Below are 15,756 nucleotides of genomic sequence, written 5' to 3' on the forward strand. Positions count from 1 at the left end.
CTCCCCGCGCCCATTTCATTCCAGCACCATGATGCAAGTTGCATTCAGGCAGCCCGTATAAGGCGGCTTGCATGATGACGTTTTAAGAGAGGGAAGAATAATGCTCGACACTAACATGAAAACCCAGCTCAAGGCCTACCTTGAGAAACTGACCAAACCTGTTGAGCTGATTGCCACGCTGGACGACAGCGCGAAATCGGCAGAAATCAAAGCACTGCTGACAGAGATTGCTGAGCTGTCGCCGAAAGTGACCTTCAAAGAAGACAACACGCTGGCAGTCCGTAAGCCTTCTTTCCTGATCGCCAACCCAGGGTCTGACCAGGGGCCGCGTTTCGCGGGCTCTCCGCTGGGGCACGAATTTACGTCCCTGGTGCTGGCGCTGCTGTGGACCGGTGGTCATCCGTCAAAAGAAGCGCAGGCGCTGCTGGAGCAGATCCGCGATATCGACGGTGATTTTGAGTTTGAAACCTATTACTCGCTCTCCTGCCACAACTGCCCGGACGTGGTGCAGGCGCTGAACCTGATGTCAGTCCTCAACCCACGCATTAAGCACACGGCGATTGACGGCGGTACGTTCCAGAACGAAATCACCGAGCGCAACGTGATGGGCGTTCCGGCGGTTTACCTGAATGGCCAGGAGTTCGGCCAGGGGCGCATGACGCTGACCGAAATCGTCGCCAAAGTGGATACCGGCGCAGAAAAACGCGCGGCGGAAGAGCTGAACCAACGCGATGCTTATGACGTGCTGATTGTTGGCTCAGGCCCGGCGGGCGCGGCGGCAGCGGTCTACTCCGCACGTAAAGGGATCCGTACCGGTCTGATGGGCGAGCGTTTCGGTGGTCAGGTTCTGGATACCGTAGACATTGAAAACTACATTTCCGTGCCGAAAACCGAAGGCCAGAAGCTGGCCGGTGCGTTGAAAGCGCACGTCAGCGACTACGACGTGGATGTCATTGACAGCCAGAGCGCCAGCAAACTGGTTCCGGCGGCGGTCGAGGGTGGTTTGCACCAGATTGAAACGGCGTCCGGCGCGGTGCTGAAAGCGCGCAGCGTGATCATTGCCACCGGCGCGAAATGGCGCAACATGAACGTCCCGGGCGAAGATCAGTATCGCACCAAAGGCGTGACCTATTGCCCCCACTGTGACGGCCCGCTGTTCAAAGGTAAACGCGTCGCGGTGATCGGCGGCGGTAACTCCGGCGTGGAAGCGGCTATCGATCTGGCGGGAATTGTGGAACACGTTACCCTGCTGGAGTTCGCTCCGGAGATGAAAGCGGACCAGGTGTTGCAGGATAAGGTGCGTAGCCTGAATAACGTCGACATTGTGCTCAATGCCCAGACGACAGAAGTGAAAGGCGACGGCAGCAAAGTGACTGGTCTGGAATACCGTGACCGCGTGAGCGGCGATATCCACAGCGTAGCGCTGGCAGGGATCTTTGTTCAGATTGGCCTGCTGCCAAACACCACCTGGCTGGAAGGCGCTATTGAGCGTAACCGCATGGGCGAGATCATCATCGATGCGAAATGCGAAACCAGCGTGAAGGGCGTATTTGCGGCGGGCGACTGCACCACCGTGCCGTACAAACAGATCATCATCGCCACCGGTGAAGGTGCGAAAGCGTCGCTGAGCTCGTTTGATTACCTGATCCGCACCAAAACTGCATAATAAAAGAAAGCAAGACGACACCTGCAATGCCAGAGGCCACCTAAAGGTGGCCTCTTTTTTTATCTGACGACCATCACCGGAATGTGGGTGTGGCGGATCACGCTGGAGGCGTTCGACCCCAGCAGGTGAGTGGTGATGGAAGGGTTACGTGAACCAATCACTACCACGTCGGCATTTAATTCCCCGGCAAGCTCATTAACGGCGTCGCGCACGCTACCGAACCGGACGTGGGTTTTGATGCGGGAAGGAACGATGCTGAAGTGCCCGACCATGGTTTGCAGGCGCGTCTCGGCTTCGTGCTGTAAATGCTCTTCAAAACGACGCACATCAGCAGCGAAACGATGCAGGCTCAGGCTGGCAGAGCCCGGCAAAACATGCAGAAGATGAATAATTCCGTCCTGCTGCGCGAGAAATTCCGCGTGACGTATAGCCTTATCACTCAGTTCCATTTCAAAAACATCAACCGGCATAATGATTGTTTGATACATAACCGTTTCTCCTTGTTAATAAACGCTGAAATCATTCAACCACAAAATATAAATGGTTTCTGTAATCCCGACAGCACTTTTTTATCTCGCCAGGATAAATCTCAAAACAGCCGGATTCCGGGGCAGATCCCGAGAGGTAGCTACCCTTTTATAAGCTTACCCACACCCTATCGGAGGTTGCATGAAAGCTCTCACCTATCACGGTCCACATCATGTTCGGGTCGATAATGTCCCCGATCCGGGCATCGAACAGCCTGACGATATCATCCTGCGCGTAACGGCCACGGCGATCTGTGGTTCTGATTTGCATCTTTATCGCGGAAAAATTCCCAAGGTCCAGCATGGCGATATCTTTGGTCATGAATTTATGGGCGAGGTGGTGGAGTGCGGGAGCGAAGTGAAGAACGTGCAGAAAGGTGACCGGGTGGTGATCCCGTTTGTAATTGCCTGCGGTGACTGCTTCTTTTGCCAGATGCAACAGTACGCGGCCTGCGAAAACACGAATCGCGGGCAGGGCGCGGCGCTGAACAAAAAGCAAATTCCCGCCCCTGCCGCGCTGTTTGGCTACAGCCATCTTTACGGCGGCGTGCCGGGCGGACAGGCGGAGTATGTGCGCGTCCCGAAAGGCAACGTGGGGCCGTTTAAAGTGCCTCAGCTGCTGTCTGACGACAAAGCGCTTTTCCTGTCAGATATTCTGCCTACCGCCTGGCAGGCGGCGAAAAATGCGCAGATTCAGAAAGGCTCCAGCGTCGCCGTATTCGGGGCCGGGCCGGTGGGGTTACTGACCATTGCCTGCGCGCGGCTTCTCGGCGCAGAGCAGATTTTTGTGGTTGATCATCATCCTTATCGACTGCGGTTTGCCCAGGAGCGCTACGGCGCGATCCCGATTAACTTTGATGACGATAACGACGCGGCGGAGAAAATCATTGAGCAAACGGCCGGACAGCGCGGAGTGGATGCGGTGATTGATGCCGTCGGGTTTGAGGCCAAAGGCAGCACCACGGAAACGATCCTCAGTAACCTGAAAATTGAAGGCAGCAGCGGCAAAGCCCTGCGCCAGTGCATTGCTGCGGTGCGGCGCGGAGGCGTGGTCAGCGTGCCGGGCGTGTATGCCGGTTTTATACACGGCTTCCTGTTTGGCGATGCCTTCGATAAAGGGCTGAGCTTTAAGATGGGGCAGACCCACGTCCATGCCTGGCTGGGAGAGCTGCTGCCGCTTATCGAAAAAGGGCTGCTTACACCGGAAGATATTGTCACCCACTATCTTCCGCTGGCTGATGCGGAGCGCGCCTATAAAATCTTCGAAAAACGGGAGGAGGAGTGCCGCAAGGTGATCCTGGTGCCTGGTGCAGACACCCCGGAGGCAGCGCAGCAGAAAGTGAAGGGACTGGTGAATGCCTTCCCCGGCGGCGTTGTGTGAGGTTCCTCACTCACCAGTGGCGCTCAAGGTATAGCACGGCCACGACGAGGATCGCCAGGATGATGAGAAAAACCAGTGTGATAACAAGTATCTCACCCATGACCGTCCCCACGGCACCACAACAGAGTAAGCGTGGATTAAGCGGTTTTTGTCCGATATAACACAATCGGGTGAATTTGCGGAAAGAGGATGCGGGTGCATCCTCTGTGCAAAGCGGGGTCGCTTGTTCAGAAGGGATTAACGCAGGTAATCGCCAGCGGCTTCGGGCTGGTAGAACAGCTCAAGCACTTCCAGGTGAGCTGAGGCACCGCCCGGGAGTTCCCAGTGGATAGTATCGCCTGTGCGCAGTCCAAGCAGCGCCGCGCCCACGGGTGCCAGCACCGACAGTTGCGTGCTGCTGTCGGTCATCTGCGCCGGATAGACCAGCGTACGGGTGAGCTCCTCGCCGGTGGTCAGGTTGCGGAACTTCACCTGGCTGTTCATGGTGACCACATCATGCGGCATGGTCTCAGGCGTACACATCTGCGCCCGGTCTAGCTCTTCGTTCAGCGCATCGGCTACCGGCAGCGAGGCGAATTCTGGTTTCTCCAACAGTCGGTCAATACGTTCTGCGTCGAGTTCATTGATGATAATCGTAGGTCTGGACATTTTTACTCCATGTCGTTAATGCTGCGTGTAACGCAGAAACCAATCCAAAAGAAAACCCTCGCCGTCTGGCAGCGAGGGTTTAACTTAGCTGATGATACTGTTTGAAACCGTAAGTTTGAAGTGATGAAGGTCACAATCATGCGCCATATGAATTTTTGGCAATAAACCCGGCGTCCCGATTCACGCTGAACGGAAATTTCGTTACGCTGGAAAGACTGAACCCGGGCAATGCGCGTTGCAGCCCCAGCGTAGAGAGAGCGATATGTACTTTTACCAACCTTCTCAGGGGCACGGCCTGCCGCACGACCCGCTGAACGCCATTATCGGTCCACGTCCGATTGGCTGGATCTCATCCTGTGATAGGGCCGGTCAACTGAACCTTGCCCCGTACAGCTTCTTTAACTGTTTTAACTATCGCCCACCGATCATTGGTTTTTCCAGCAATGGCTGGAAGGATAGCGTGCGGAATATTACCGAAACGGGGGAGTTTGTCTGGAACCTCGCAACGCGCGATCTGGCCGAGGCGATGAATGAAACCTCCGCCGCGCTCCCTCATGGCGAGGATGAATTTACCTTTGCCAGCCTGACGCCCGTAGCCAGCCAGCTTGTGAGCTCGCCGCGCGTGGCGGAAAGCCCGGTGAATTTCGAGTGTCGATTGTCACAGTGCATTCAGCTTACCGGCGCGGATGGGACACCGATTGATACCTGGCTGGTGCTCGGCGAAGTCGTGGGCGTCCATATCGCCGAGAGTTTGCTGGAAGAGGGGATTTACCAGACCGCGAAAGCGCAGCCCATTCTGCGTGCGGGTGGACCGACGGCCTACTATGCCATCAGTGATAGCCATCGCTTCGACCTGGTACGCCCGGATGCGCGCAGGGGGTAATATGCGCGCAACCCTGTTGCCCGCCGATCAGCAGTTTTTTGCCGATCTGTTGAGCGGCCTGGTGCTCAACCCACAGCAGTTGGGGCGAGTCTGGTTTGCTCATCGTGGCGCGTCTGACGCTGTCGGAAGCGTGAGCCGCGACTGGCCACGGCTTGACGTCGTTCTTCGCGGGGAATATGGCAACAGACTGGTTGCCGGGCAGCAGCCCCTCCACCAGGGGGAAATGCTGTTTCTTCCCGCCCAGGCCGCCAGCGTCCCGGTGTTTGAACGACCGGTCATGCTGCTGAGCATTCTTTTCGCGCCGTCGTGGCTAGGGCTGGTGTTTCATGATACCCGGCACGGGCGATCCGTGCCTGCGCAGCGACACGTGGAGCTTCCTCACCCTGAACGAGGTGAATGTGCCGCGATGCTGATGGCCCTGACGCACCTGAGCGCTTCCCCGCAGGACCAGGCTATTATTCAACCACTGGTGCTGAGTCTGCTGCACTGGTGCCGTAAAGTGGTGTCGTCGCTGCCTGAACCGGGAGTGTCGCGCGGGGATTTCCTCTATCAGAGCATTTGTAACTGGGTGCAGGAAAACTATGCTGAACCCCTGTCGCGGGACAGCGTCGCTTTGCTGTTTAATATTTCGGCTAACCATCTGTCACGCCTGTTCTCTCAACAGGGGACGATGAGTTTTGTGGATTACGTTCGTTGGGTGCGTATGGCGAAGGCGAGAACCATCCTGCAAAAATACCACCTGCCGGTGGGGGAAGTGGCGAAGCGCTGCGGCTATGCCGATAGCGACTATTTTAGCCGTCTGTTCCGGCGCCAGTTTGGCCTGACGCCGGGGGAGTATCGCGCACGCTTTCAGTGACAGTCAGAACGTGATTTCTGCGTTCAACAGATCCAGGATACTTTGCGGCGTCGTTGCTGCAAACAGCGACTCGCGAAACGTTTTATTGACCAGCTTCCGCGCCAGCTGGGAAAAGACCTTCACGTGATTAATCCCTTCCTGAGCGCCGAGCGTCAGCATGATCACCAGCTCGACGTCGCCCAAATCCGACTCCCAGTCAATCGCCTTGTCCAGACGGGCAATGCTGATGCTGGAGTGGCGTATCCATTGCGATTTGGTGTGAGGGATCGCCACGCCAAACCCGACGGCGGTGGTGACAATCTCTTCGCGCTGCCAGAGATCTTCTTCAAGCTCGAGCGGGTTTTCGGTCCTGCCATGAATCGCAAGATTTCCGCATAAGAACTGAAGCACCTGCTCTTTTGAGGTCAGCGGCTCATTGACCACGATAGTCTCCAGCGCCAGCAATGGACGCGGCGGCGCTTCCGGTGTGAAATCCGCCAGCAGGGCTTCAATCCCCTCTGCGCTGCGGCTGTCGCAGGCCTTATCTGCCAGCGCCCGGCAGGTCGCCATGTCCAGCTGACGCAACTGGGTTTTTACCGCAGGGATGCGCGGCCCGCTCATGCTGAACTCATCTAAGCCCAGCCCAAGCAGAAGAGGGAGGTAGCGCTGCTCTCCGCCAAGTTCACCGCAAATGCCGACCCATTTCCCGTGACGATGCGCTGCGGTGACGATCTGGCGAACCATGCGTAAAAAAGACGGTGTGATGGGGTTATACAGCCCCGACACGCGCGGGTTGTTGCGATCAACAGCGTAGAGATACTGAGTCATATCGTTCGAGCCGATACTGAAGAAATCCACCTCTTCGCAGAAGTGATCGATGATAAAGCAGACTGAAGGCACTTCAACCATGATCCCCAGCGGCAGGCGCGCGGTGTGACGTAACCCCTGTGAGGCCAGGGCGTCACGAACGTTTTGCAGCTCCTGTTTGATCCATAAAATCTGATCGAGGCTGTGCACCATCGGGATCATCAACAGCGCATTGCCGCTTGCGCCTGCGCGTAAGATCGCGCGCAGTTGGGTGCGGAAGAGATCGGCAAATTCGGGATAAATGCGAACGGCGCGATAGCCGAGGAACGGGTTTTCTTCCTGGGGAATGTTCAGGTAAGGGATCTGCTTATCGCCGCCGATGTCCATTGTGCGAAAGATGACCGGCTTGCCCTGCGCGGAGAGCAGCACCTGCTGATAGGCTTCGAATTGTTCCTGCTCGTCCGGCGCGGTGTCTCTGTCCATATACAGCATTTCAGTGCGAAACAGCCCGATACCCTGCGCGCCGCAGGTAAACGCCCCGGGCGCTTCCAGCGCGCTGCCGATGTTGGCGGCAATCTCTACCGGTACGTTGTCGCGGGTGAGCGCTGGAAGACCCGCATCTTTGATCTGCTGCTGGTGGCGTCGGTCGGCAAGGCGCTGCGCCACGCTGTAGTAATCATTCACCGCGTCGTTGGGTTCAACGACCAGCACGCTACAGATGCCGTCCAGAATGACCTCTTTTCCCATCAACGGCGCCAGTGAGGCGACCGTTAAACCACTCAGCACAGGCACGGAGGCCGCGCGTGCCAGGATCAGCGTATGCGACGTCCGGCCTGTTTTTTCAAGCACCATGCCTTTCAGGTACTGCGTGTCGAGGCTGAGAAACTGGCTGGGCGTCAGATCTTCCGCCACCAGAATAGTGGGGGCGCTGAGGGTGAATGCGGAGGTTTGCTGCAACTCCGGCCAGGTAATGTTAAGAAGCTGCTCGCTGATGTCGCGAATATCGCTGACGCGTTCACGCAGGTAGTCGCTGGCGGAGAGTGACAGCTTTTCGCAGATCAGCTCCATATTACGAATGATCGCCTCCGCAAGGCTTAGCCGCTCCTCGGCGATCAGTCGGCGTATGGTGCCGCCAAACTCCTCATCCTGGATCAGTGAAAGATGCGCGCTGAGAATGGTTTTACTCTCGCCGTCCAGCCCGCGCAGGCGGTGGTTGAGCTGTTCAGCCAGCGTCGCCAGGCTGTGTTCCAGGCGGGTAATATCTTCCGGCGAGGCGGGGATCTGACAATAACGTTTGAGGTTATCGCTCTGCCAGCCTCGCAGAGTGCCAGCCCCGATGCCACTGGCGAGCGTAATGCCGTGCTGAAGATGGGGAGCAAGCCTTACGAGCGAGCGGGGCAGGGGATGCGCAACGTGCGGCGCGTCGCCGGAGGGAATACTGTCGCTGTCGATAAACGCGCCGGTGAGATATGCCTCCAGCACGCGTCGGGCCTGCTCCTCGTCGCCGCCGTTAATTTCCAGCACGCAGCTGTCATTAAACAGCGTACCGGTACTGATCAGCGCCAGCGAGCTTTTGGCATCCGCGTGAGTGTTAAGCCGTCTGTTGATAAAGCGGATATCGCTGCGCCATGCGCTGCACTGCTCTTTTAACGCCCAGGCCGGACGCGCATGCAGGCCGTTGGGCAGTGGGCAGAAAAATTCAATTGAAAGCATACTTCCTCCTGGCCGCGTGAGATCAGCATCTGAAGTCCGTCAGATGATCCACGGTCTCACGGTTCATGCCTGCCACAAGCGCGACAAGCAGTTGTTGGGTGTGATGAATGTCTTTTTCGTCGGCAATGGATGCCGCGCAGTGCCCGTGTCGGGTAGGGGGACCAAGCACAAGAGTCGGCACGCCAGTGCCGGAGAGATGGATCGCCCCACCGTCCGTTCCGCCGTTGCTGAACATGTCTTTTTGCAGCGGGATCCCCTGAGATCGCGCGATCGTCTCAGCCAGCGCAATCAGTTTGGCTGGGGCGATGAGCGTTTTGTCGTACAGCACCAGCATCGGGCCCGCACCGATCTGGCGATGGTTGGCGCTGCCATAATCGAAATTTTTTGACCAGCAGGCGGTATCCAGCACCAGCGCGATATCAGGATGAATGGCGCGCGTGGCGGTCTGGCCGCCGCGCAGGCCGACCTCTTCACTTGAGCTGGCCACCAGCCAAAGCTCGCAGTCGAGCGGCGTCTGGTGCAGCTCGCGCAGCAGCGCAATCAGCAGGTAACAGCCGAGACGATCGTCGAAGGCTTTACCCATCACCCGATTGTGGGGAAGGATTTGAAAGGGTGTATCGAACGTCACGCGGTCGCCTGCGTCGATACCGGCGGCGAACACCTCCTCCGCCGACGTCGCGCCAATGTCGACACGCAAATTGTCAACGTTTTCTCCTTTCAGATCCCCATCCAGCAGTCCCGGTATTTTTTTCCCGTTACGCGTGGTGATGCGCACCGGCTGAAGGGTACGGGCCATCATGCGCACGTTGCCGATGGGCAGGACATCAATGGCCCCTTCGCGCGAGACGCTGCGCACCATAAAACCGACTTCATCCATATGGGCGCAGACCATCACCTTCGGGCCCCGGCTCTGGTTGACGCGGATAAGCACGGAACCCAGCCCATCAAACTGAACCTCTTTATGGTACTTTTGCGCCTCACTGAGCAGGATGTCGCGCACCTCTTGCTCTGAGGCCGCAATGGCGTCTGCTTCGCTCAGGGCGCGCAGTAAATCTCTGTCCACTCTTATTCTCCCGTCAGCAATAGCCGTTTGTCGAAGGTATAAAGCACCTCGGCGCCCGTTTCCGTCACCAGCACCACATCTTCAATTCGTACCCCGCCCAGGTGTTCAAGGTAGATCCCCGGCTCAACGGTCAGCACCATGCCGGGCTGCAACGGGGTGCGGTCGGTAGGGGAAAAACGTGGATTTTCATGAACATCAATACCAATGGCATGGCCGGTGTTATGCCCGAACTGCGGACCGTAACCTGCACGTTCAATCACGGAACGTGCGGCGCTATCGATCTGATGACAGGAAACGCCGGGGCGGATGGCATCAATAGCTGCCTGTTGTGCCGCCAGAACGATCTGGTACACCGCATAGAGAGGGTGTTCCTCCGGCGGCGTGTTTTGCCCGGCGACAAGAAAGGTCCTTGTCATATCCGAGCAATACCCCTGGTGTTGGGCGCCGAAATCAAGGGTGATCATCTCGCCAGGCATAATCACTTTGTCAGAGGCTTTGCCGTGGGGCAGCGCACCGCGCGGCCCGCTGGCGACAATGGTGTCGAAAGAGGGCTTGTCCGCGCCCTCCTGCTTCATAAACCACTCCAGCTCGGCAGCGACTTCACGTTCGCGCATACCGGGCTGAATGAAACGCCGGATGTGCTGTGCGGCGCGGTCGGCAATGCCGCATGCTGCACGGATACGGTCGATTTCGTCAGCGGTTTTTATCTGCCGCAGCGCGTCAAGCGAGGTGCTGCAAAGGGCGGTATTCAGCGTATCGCGCCACAGCACGCCTGTTTGCCAGCTCACGTATTCACCCTCAAAGCCAAGACGGTTGAGAGCTTCCTTCGCAATAATCTGGTTCACCGCCTGCGCAAACGGGTTCTCCGTGTTAAGCAGATGCATCTCATAGCCCGCCGCTCGTGAAGCGATATCGCTGTAGTAACGGAAATCCACCAGGATATGTGCCGCGGTTTGTGTCACCAGCACATATCCCGAACCGGTTGAAATGCCCAGGTGCGGCTGTTTATTCTGGCGCGAAGAGATGAGCACGCCGTCCAGTTTTTCCGCAGCCAGCCAGGCACGAAGCCTTCTCAGTAATTCCATGGTTCACCCCGTTACAGCGTGTCGATAGCGAGTTTCCCGCGCTTGTGCAGACTGTTACGAATAATCACTACCAACAGCGCGGTGATCGCCGCCCCGACCACAATACTGAGCATGTACGCTCCCAGATTGGTGACCAGTGGCCACGCCCAGATCGCCGATTCAGGGAACCACTGCACGGCACCGAGCGCGGTGGCAGTCATTGCACCGGCGATCGCGCCCGCCATATACGCCGGCAGCGTCGCAAGCGGATTTTCCAGCAGGAACGGGATGGCCCCTTCACTGATGCCCATAAAGGCGAGGAACATGGCCGTTTTGCCTTGCGGATAAAGCTGCGGACTAAACAGGCGTTTGCCGGTCAGACGATGGTCAATCAGCGTGGCCAGCCCCAGACCAATGGGCGGAATAACAATCGCCACGGCGCGGGAGGTGATGGGCAGGACATGATCGGTTGTCAGCCCCAGGCCAACAAATCCCGCCGCTTTGTTAATGGGGCCGCCAAGATCAATCGCCGTGGCCGCCGCCATCCCGATGGCGTACATCATGGAGCCCGCCTGACCCGCCGCCAGCAGTACGGTCCGCATACCTGCATTCAGCCAGCCGCCAATCGGCGTGATGATGTAATACATCGCCAGCATTACAAACAGCGCCGAGAGGATTGGGATCAGAAAGGTGCTTTTAAAGGCCAGCAGATACTGTGGAACGTTAATGCGGCTATTCAGCCATTTGACCAGATAGCCTGCGGCTATGGCGATAATCAGCGCGCCAATAAACGTGGAGGGCACGGGTTTGGTGGCAAGCCAGGTCAGTTTTTCCGCATCAAAGTTCAGCACCAGCGTCGGCTGCGTGGCGACAAGGCCACCGATAAACCCGGCCGGGAAGGCCAGTTTTCCGCCGATAGAGTTGGCGACAAAGGCGGCAAACATTGGGATGGCGAAGCTGAACAGCAGCCCGCCGAACGATTCAGTCAGATAGCCAAATTTCAATAGCGAGAGATTGAAACCGGTGAATTTGCCTGAGTTAAGCGCGTCGAGAATACCGGTGTCAGGCGGGATCTCCAGCCAGACGTAGGCGATAAGCTGTGAAATGGCGAGGATAACCCCGCCCATGATAAGTGTTGGCACCATGCGGGATATCCCCGACATAATGTGCTGTGGAAGCTCTTTCCAGAAAGACGCACCGGCGGCAACCGGTGCGGATTTGATGGCAAGTGTGTCACCCTCGTGACTGTCCGGGCGAACCGCGCTGCGTTTTTTAATAGCCATGACGAAAACCCCTGGATGTGAAGATTATTATTGTTCTGCTGCAATCATCTCTTCGATCTCTTTCAGGGTGCCTGCCGCGTTTTTAATGGCGTCCTGAAGCGTAATCTCATACACGTCGCGCGTTTCGAAGCGTTCATTGTCTTCCGGGGTGATCGCGATGGCGTGGATGATAATGTCAGCGTCGGCAATATCCTGCGGGGTCAGGCGATTCTGGATCCCGTCCGCGCCCTGGGTTTCAATTTTTACCTCATAACCGGCTTCCGTCGCCGCGTCTTCCAGCGCCTGGGCTGCCATGAAGGTATGTGCCAGGCCCATCGGGCAGGCGCACAGTGCAATCAGTTTTTTAGCCATGTGAAATTCCTCCTGTAGATAACGCCACGATTATGACGGGGAGGTTTCAGTGATGTTTACCGGATTAATAATGCTTTTGCTGGAAAAATGATGCGTGTGAGCGGAAGTGTGAGGTTAATCGTCATATCACGAAACCAATGAAAACCGGGCAAAAAGTTGCCCGGCGCAGCATCAGTAACCGGCTTTATCAATGACAAACTGTTTGCCGCAGTTGCCCGGATGCGGCTGTGGCGCAAAGGAGCCGGCAGAGAGTGGGTTGTTGATGGTGCTGGCGTTCAGCGAGATCTGCATTTCGGTCAGATAAGCCGGATTGCCGTGGCAGGTAAGCTTGAACGCTTTTACGCTCTGTTTTCCCCAGCTTTTGGCCACGGCTGCATCGAAGTCGCTGCGGCGGACGCTTTTGCCATAGTTTTCCGCCAGAAATTTTCCTGCCGCGCTGTGCTTCACTTCCTGGTTCATGCGCACCATGGTGCCGAAGTAAGCGTCGGGATCAAAACCAAAGCAGACGCCGTGTTTCGCGTATTCATAACGTTCAAGGCAGGAGTTGCCGCCCGCGCCGGGCATCACGCTGTTCAGCTTCGCCGCGCCCGTTAGCGATAGTCCGGTCTCTGCGGCGTCACATTTGCGGCTGGCTTTTGCTTCCGGCATATTCGGAACCGGACGAGTGGCGCAGCCGAAGCGCATCCAGCGGCGTTCATCCACTCCGCGAGCGGCAATCGATTTCGGCAATGCTGGCCATAAGCCGTGGACGGTCAGAAAATCGGTTTTGTTGCTGCTCTCTTTTTGCAGGCGACACTCTTCCGGTTCGTCACGGTTACGTTCGACCATGCTCTGGCAAAATCCGGTTTGCCAGGAAAGGGCCAGAACGTAGCGATCGAAATCGCCGTACTGGGTTGGCTTAAGCGGATCTGCCTGAATTGAGAAGACACAGAGTGCAAGCGCTACTGCGCCAGACGGGATAACGATATCCTTCCTGAACATTTGCTTTCCTGATTGGTTGGGCGCGATTAATTTCTGGGGGTTATTAAAGCACAAAAAGCGCCCGCAGGCGCTTTTTGGAAATCAGGAATTTCGCTTAGGCAGCGCCGGGAACCAGTACTTCGGTGGCGATAATAACGATAATCAGGCCAACCAGCACCGGCACTGACGTGCGTTTTACCACTTCAAACGGAGAGATTTTCGCCATCCCCGCAACCGCAACCACCACGCCCGATACCGGAGAAATGGTACGACCCAGGTTGGAGGCCTGAAGCATTGGAATGGACAGGTAAGCCGGGTTGATGCCGGAGGAGTGTGCCAGCTTAGGGATCATCTCAACAAAGGCGTAGAACGGCGCGTTACCGGAGCCGGTGGTCATCGCCGCCAGCATGGTCAGCACCACCAGCACCAGCATCAGGATAATGCTGGCCGAGCCGAACGAGGTGGCGATAGAGATCAGGCTCTGAATAAAGCCGATGGTGCTCAGCCCCTGGGCAAACACCCCCGCGGCAACCAGCAGCATCACCACGCCCGCGAAGGCATCCGCCATACCGCGGAAGGCAACTTCCAGACCCGTGAACACTTTCTGGGTGTTAAAACCACGAACGAACTCCAGGATGGCCGCCAGCAGCATACAGATCACCAGGATAGTGATGATGTGCAGCTGCGGGCCCCATTTGCCGTCGAAAATAAGCACGCCAATAATCGGCGTGAAGGGCAGGATGGAATAAAACGCCGGGGCGGTAGTGGTGATTTCGCTGACGTCCATCATTTCGTGGCTGACGTTCTCTTTCTTATCGAGATAGCGCTGCCAGAAGAAATGCGCCACGCCCATGCCGAGAATAGCGGTGATGGAGATCGGCAGTGTGGTTTTGAAGGCGAAGTCAATTAGCGACATTTCCGCGGCTTTCGCGGCCAGCACTACGTCACCGGAAGTAGGGGAGAGAATAATCGCCGCCGGAGAGGCGCAAATAGCCGCCGCTGCACCACGGCTGATCCCGACGTTAACCATTACCGGGAATAAAGTTGCCATTAACAGCACGCCAAGGCCCGTTGCTGAGGAAACGGCTAATGACATCAGACAGGCCAGGAAATAGGCCGCGACCATCAGCAGATAGGGGGAGTTAATATATTGCAGCGGCTTAGAAGCCAGCTTTACCACCATATCATTCGCGCCGATATGGGTCATATAGGCAGCAAATCCGCAGAGCATCATGATCATCATGCCCAGATCGCCGCCGCGGCTCATCAGCAGAATTTTTATATATTCCACAATATCGGTAGCGGTATATCCGGTACTGGCTTCGCTGGCGGGTAAAACCTGATGACCCATTAGCGCGCTAATGATCAGCAGCGTCAGGCCGCCGACAAATAGCACGCCGGTGGCTGAGTAACCTTTAATGATGTAGCGTGCTACACCGACAATGACCACGACTCCAATGAGGAGTTCGAGAAAAGTAAGCATGATTTCCCCTGTATCCTTGCTGCCCGAGAGACAAATAATCAATAAAAAAGAAGCTGAAATGTGCCGAATAAATGTCCAGTCCTTGCTGATTAAAATCAAGAAAGAGACTACTAAAGGCACTGATGACGATATTTTTGCTAACCCTGCGTCATTTATATTAAGACGTTATTGACCTGATGAATAGATATTATATGTCATTAAATTGATGGTGAAGTGTTAAGGTTTTGAGTATTACTTGCCGAGAATCGATTTAAAACGTAAATCTCTTTAAAACCACTTCTCTTTCATTCTTTTGCCTGCTTATACTCGGTTCACTTTTACCCTATCCGACGATCTGAATATGCACGCCAGCTGGACATATCGCCTGCGCTTTATCAAAAAACATCTGCTGATGTTTTTGCTGGCGTTTGGCTGGCTGTTGATCCAGAGTCAGGTGGCCGTCGCCTCCCATCAATGTTCAATGGATTTGCGCGGCGAGGTGGCCACCATCCAGCATATGGAGATGATGGCGCAACCGGGGCCGCATTATGCTGCCGGTGCTTCACCGCTGTGTGAAAAACATTGTGTGCCGGATCAGGTACAAAAAGATCCTGCCCAGCCGCATCTGGTGGCGCTGCCTGCCGCCATGACCCTGACCTTAACGACCTCAGAGTGCTCGTCTGCAAGCCATTCTACGTGGTCCGTTACCCCTCCTGCTGTGGGGCCGCCGGCAACGATCCGCTACTGCCGGTTTCGGGAGTAAAAACCTGTTAATTCGTTGATTTTATTTACTTAACGTTTAACAGGAGTTTTATCATGCGTACCGTATTCCTTTCCGCGCTGGTTGGCGCGTCCGTCTCTTTCGCTTCTTATACCGTTCAGGCAAACCAGACCTGGCAGGGCCACGGCGTGGTTCAGTCGATCTCTGACAGCGCCGTCATGCTCCGGCACGAGGCCATACCGGAACTAAAATGGCCAGCAATGACCATGCCGTTTACTTTATCTGCCGGCGCCACGCTGAATGACGCCAAACCAGGGGATGAAGTGACCTTCACGCTTGAGCGTGCGGGTGACGGTTTCCAGATTATCTCGCTGACGCCAGCGCGCTAAGCG

16 protein-coding genes are annotated in these 15,756 nt (G+C 56.4%); 6 read left to right on the top strand and 10 right to left on the bottom strand.

Annotated elements, in window-relative coordinates:
* The first annotated feature begins 100 nt into the window (after positions 1 to 100).
* Positions 101 to 1,666, top strand: coding sequence for an alkyl hydroperoxide reductase subunit F (gene ahpF / locus DD597_RS00220; RefSeq protein WP_022650587.1), 1,566 nt, complete (start codon positions 101 to 103; stop codon positions 1,664 to 1,666).
* A gap of 59 nt (positions 1,667 to 1,725) precedes the next feature.
* Here the strand turns inward: ahpF and uspG are convergent, their stop codons facing one another.
* The gene (gene uspG / locus DD597_RS00225) at positions 1,726 to 2,154 is read right to left on the bottom strand and encodes a universal stress protein UspG (protein ID WP_045896381.1); all 429 of its coding nucleotides are present in this window, start codon (positions 2,152 to 2,154) and stop codon (positions 1,726 to 1,728) included.
* 181 nt (positions 2,155 to 2,335) lie between these two features.
* Between uspG and DD597_RS00230 the strand changes: the two genes are divergently transcribed.
* Positions 2,336 to 3,574: a zinc-dependent alcohol dehydrogenase gene (locus DD597_RS00230; protein ID WP_015571156.1), complete on the top strand. Its 1,239-nt coding sequence runs from the start codon at positions 2,336 to 2,338 to the stop codon at positions 3,572 to 3,574.
* Between the two features lie 10 nt (positions 3,575 to 3,584).
* Here the strand turns inward: DD597_RS00230 and yldA are convergent, their stop codons facing one another.
* Both yldA and rnk read right to left on the bottom strand, forming a co-directional pair.
* Positions 3,585 to 3,674, bottom strand: a complete 90-nt coding sequence (gene yldA, locus DD597_RS25280) for a small membrane protein YldA (protein WP_015571155.1) — start codon at positions 3,672 to 3,674, stop codon at positions 3,585 to 3,587.
* Positions 3,675 to 3,811: 137 nt separating this feature from the next.
* Positions 3,812 to 4,222 carry a nucleoside diphosphate kinase regulator gene (rnk, locus tag DD597_RS00235; protein WP_032608834.1) on the bottom strand — a complete coding sequence of 137 codons (411 nt, stop codon included), beginning with the start codon at positions 4,220 to 4,222 and terminating at the stop codon, positions 3,812 to 3,814.
* A 262-nt stretch (positions 4,223 to 4,484) separates the two neighbouring features.
* Between rnk and DD597_RS00240 the strand changes: the two genes are divergently transcribed.
* Both DD597_RS00240 and DD597_RS00245 read left to right on the top strand, forming a co-directional pair.
* Positions 4,485 to 5,105, top strand: coding sequence for a flavin reductase family protein (locus tag DD597_RS00240; RefSeq protein ID WP_129255855.1), 621 nt, complete (start codon positions 4,485 to 4,487; stop codon positions 5,103 to 5,105).
* A 1-nt stretch (position 5,106) separates the two neighbouring features.
* Positions 5,107 to 5,961 (top strand): AraC family transcriptional regulator, encoded by an 855-nt coding sequence (locus DD597_RS00245; protein ID WP_023315609.1) that lies wholly within the window; start codon positions 5,107 to 5,109, stop codon positions 5,959 to 5,961.
* A 3-nt stretch (positions 5,962 to 5,964) separates the two neighbouring features.
* Here the strand turns inward: DD597_RS00245 and ptsP are convergent, their stop codons facing one another.
* The 7 genes from ptsP to dcuC all read right to left on the bottom strand — a co-directional run bounded on the left by ptsP (position 5,965) and on the right by dcuC (position 14,664).
* Entirely contained in the window at positions 5,965 to 8,460 is a 2,496-nt protein-coding gene (gene ptsP / locus DD597_RS00250) for a phosphoenolpyruvate--protein phosphotransferase (RefSeq protein ID WP_129255856.1), read from the bottom strand.
* 22 nt (positions 8,461 to 8,482) lie between these two features.
* Entirely contained in the window at positions 8,483 to 9,523 is a 1,041-nt protein-coding gene (ypdE, locus tag DD597_RS00255) for an aminopeptidase (RefSeq protein ID WP_045345777.1), read from the bottom strand.
* Between the two features lie 2 nt (positions 9,524 to 9,525).
* A complete protein-coding gene (gene ypdF, locus DD597_RS00260) occupies positions 9,526 to 10,608 on the bottom strand; it encodes an aminopeptidase (protein ID WP_129255857.1) in 1,083 nt (360 codons plus the stop codon).
* An 11-nt stretch (positions 10,609 to 10,619) separates the two neighbouring features.
* On the bottom strand, positions 10,620 to 11,870 hold the full coding sequence (locus tag DD597_RS00265; protein ID WP_003858745.1) for a PTS fructose transporter subunit IIC: 1,251 nt from the start codon (positions 11,868 to 11,870) through the stop codon (positions 10,620 to 10,622).
* A gap of 27 nt (positions 11,871 to 11,897) precedes the next feature.
* Positions 11,898 to 12,221 carry a PTS fructose transporter subunit IIB gene (locus tag DD597_RS00270; RefSeq protein ID WP_017382483.1) on the bottom strand — a complete coding sequence of 108 codons (324 nt, stop codon included), beginning with the start codon at positions 12,219 to 12,221 and terminating at the stop codon, positions 11,898 to 11,900.
* Between the two features lie 171 nt (positions 12,222 to 12,392).
* Positions 12,393 to 13,202, bottom strand: a complete 810-nt coding sequence (rna, locus tag DD597_RS00275; RefSeq protein ID WP_023324308.1) for a ribonuclease I — start codon at positions 13,200 to 13,202, stop codon at positions 12,393 to 12,395.
* A 94-nt stretch (positions 13,203 to 13,296) separates the two neighbouring features.
* The gene (gene dcuC, locus DD597_RS00280) at positions 13,297 to 14,664 is read right to left on the bottom strand and encodes an anaerobic C4-dicarboxylate transporter DcuC (protein WP_017382481.1); all 1,368 of its coding nucleotides are present in this window, start codon (positions 14,662 to 14,664) and stop codon (positions 13,297 to 13,299) included.
* 340 nt (positions 14,665 to 15,004) lie between these two features.
* Here dcuC and DD597_RS00285 point away from each other — a divergent pair, with 340 nt between their 5' ends.
* Together DD597_RS00285 and DD597_RS00290 are read left to right on the top strand one after the other, a co-directional pair.
* Positions 15,005 to 15,406 carry a hypothetical protein gene (locus DD597_RS00285; RefSeq protein ID WP_129255858.1) on the top strand — a complete coding sequence of 134 codons (402 nt, stop codon included), beginning with the start codon at positions 15,005 to 15,007 and terminating at the stop codon, positions 15,404 to 15,406.
* 53 nt (positions 15,407 to 15,459) lie between these two features.
* Positions 15,460 to 15,753 carry a copper-binding protein gene (locus DD597_RS00290; RefSeq protein ID WP_045328957.1) on the top strand — a complete coding sequence of 98 codons (294 nt, stop codon included), beginning with the start codon at positions 15,460 to 15,462 and terminating at the stop codon, positions 15,751 to 15,753.
* Positions 15,754 to 15,756: the final 3 nt, after the last annotated feature.

Origin of the sequence: Enterobacter cloacae complex sp. 677-3DZ2D5B, assembly GCF_004136695.1 — a bacterium.
Lineage (GTDB): Bacteria > Pseudomonadota > Gammaproteobacteria > Enterobacterales > Enterobacteriaceae > Enterobacter > Enterobacter hormaechei_C.

What these genes read in the sequence shown, in the direction of transcription:
- ahpF (WP_022650587.1), top strand. Translation starts at nt 101, where the DNA reads ATGCTCGACACTAACATGAAAACCCAGCTCAAGGCCTACCTTGAGAAA.
- uspG (WP_045896381.1), bottom strand. Translation starts at nt 2,154, where the DNA reads ATGTATCAAACAATCATTATGCCGGTTGATGTTTTTGAAATGGAACTG.
- DD597_RS00230 (WP_015571156.1), top strand. Translation starts at nt 2,336, where the DNA reads ATGAAAGCTCTCACCTATCACGGTCCACATCATGTTCGGGTCGATAAT.
- yldA (WP_015571155.1), bottom strand. Translation starts at nt 3,674, where the DNA reads ATGGGTGAGATACTTGTTATCACACTGGTTTTTCTCATCATCCTGGCG.
- rnk (WP_032608834.1), bottom strand. Translation starts at nt 4,222, where the DNA reads ATGTCCAGACCTACGATTATCATCAATGAACTCGACGCAGAACGTATT.
- DD597_RS00240 (WP_129255855.1), top strand. Translation starts at nt 4,485, where the DNA reads ATGTACTTTTACCAACCTTCTCAGGGGCACGGCCTGCCGCACGACCCG.
- DD597_RS00245 (WP_023315609.1), top strand. Translation starts at nt 5,107, where the DNA reads ATGCGCGCAACCCTGTTGCCCGCCGATCAGCAGTTTTTTGCCGATCTG.
- ptsP (WP_129255856.1), bottom strand. Translation starts at nt 8,460, where the DNA reads ATGCTTTCAATTGAATTTTTCTGCCCACTGCCCAACGGCCTGCATGCG.
- ypdF (WP_129255857.1), bottom strand. Translation starts at nt 10,608, where the DNA reads ATGGAATTACTGAGAAGGCTTCGTGCCTGGCTGGCTGCGGAAAAACTG.
- DD597_RS00265 (WP_003858745.1), bottom strand. Translation starts at nt 11,870, where the DNA reads ATGGCTATTAAAAAACGCAGCGCGGTTCGCCCGGACAGTCACGAGGGT.
- DD597_RS00270 (WP_017382483.1), bottom strand. Translation starts at nt 12,221, where the DNA reads ATGGCTAAAAAACTGATTGCACTGTGCGCCTGCCCGATGGGCCTGGCA.
- rna (WP_023324308.1), bottom strand. Translation starts at nt 13,202, where the DNA reads ATGTTCAGGAAGGATATCGTTATCCCGTCTGGCGCAGTAGCGCTTGCA.
- dcuC (WP_017382481.1), bottom strand. Translation starts at nt 14,664, where the DNA reads ATGCTTACTTTTCTCGAACTCCTCATTGGAGTCGTGGTCATTGTCGGT.
- DD597_RS00285 (WP_129255858.1), top strand. Translation starts at nt 15,005, where the DNA reads ATGCACGCCAGCTGGACATATCGCCTGCGCTTTATCAAAAAACATCTG.
- DD597_RS00290 (WP_045328957.1), top strand. Translation starts at nt 15,460, where the DNA reads ATGCGTACCGTATTCCTTTCCGCGCTGGTTGGCGCGTCCGTCTCTTTC.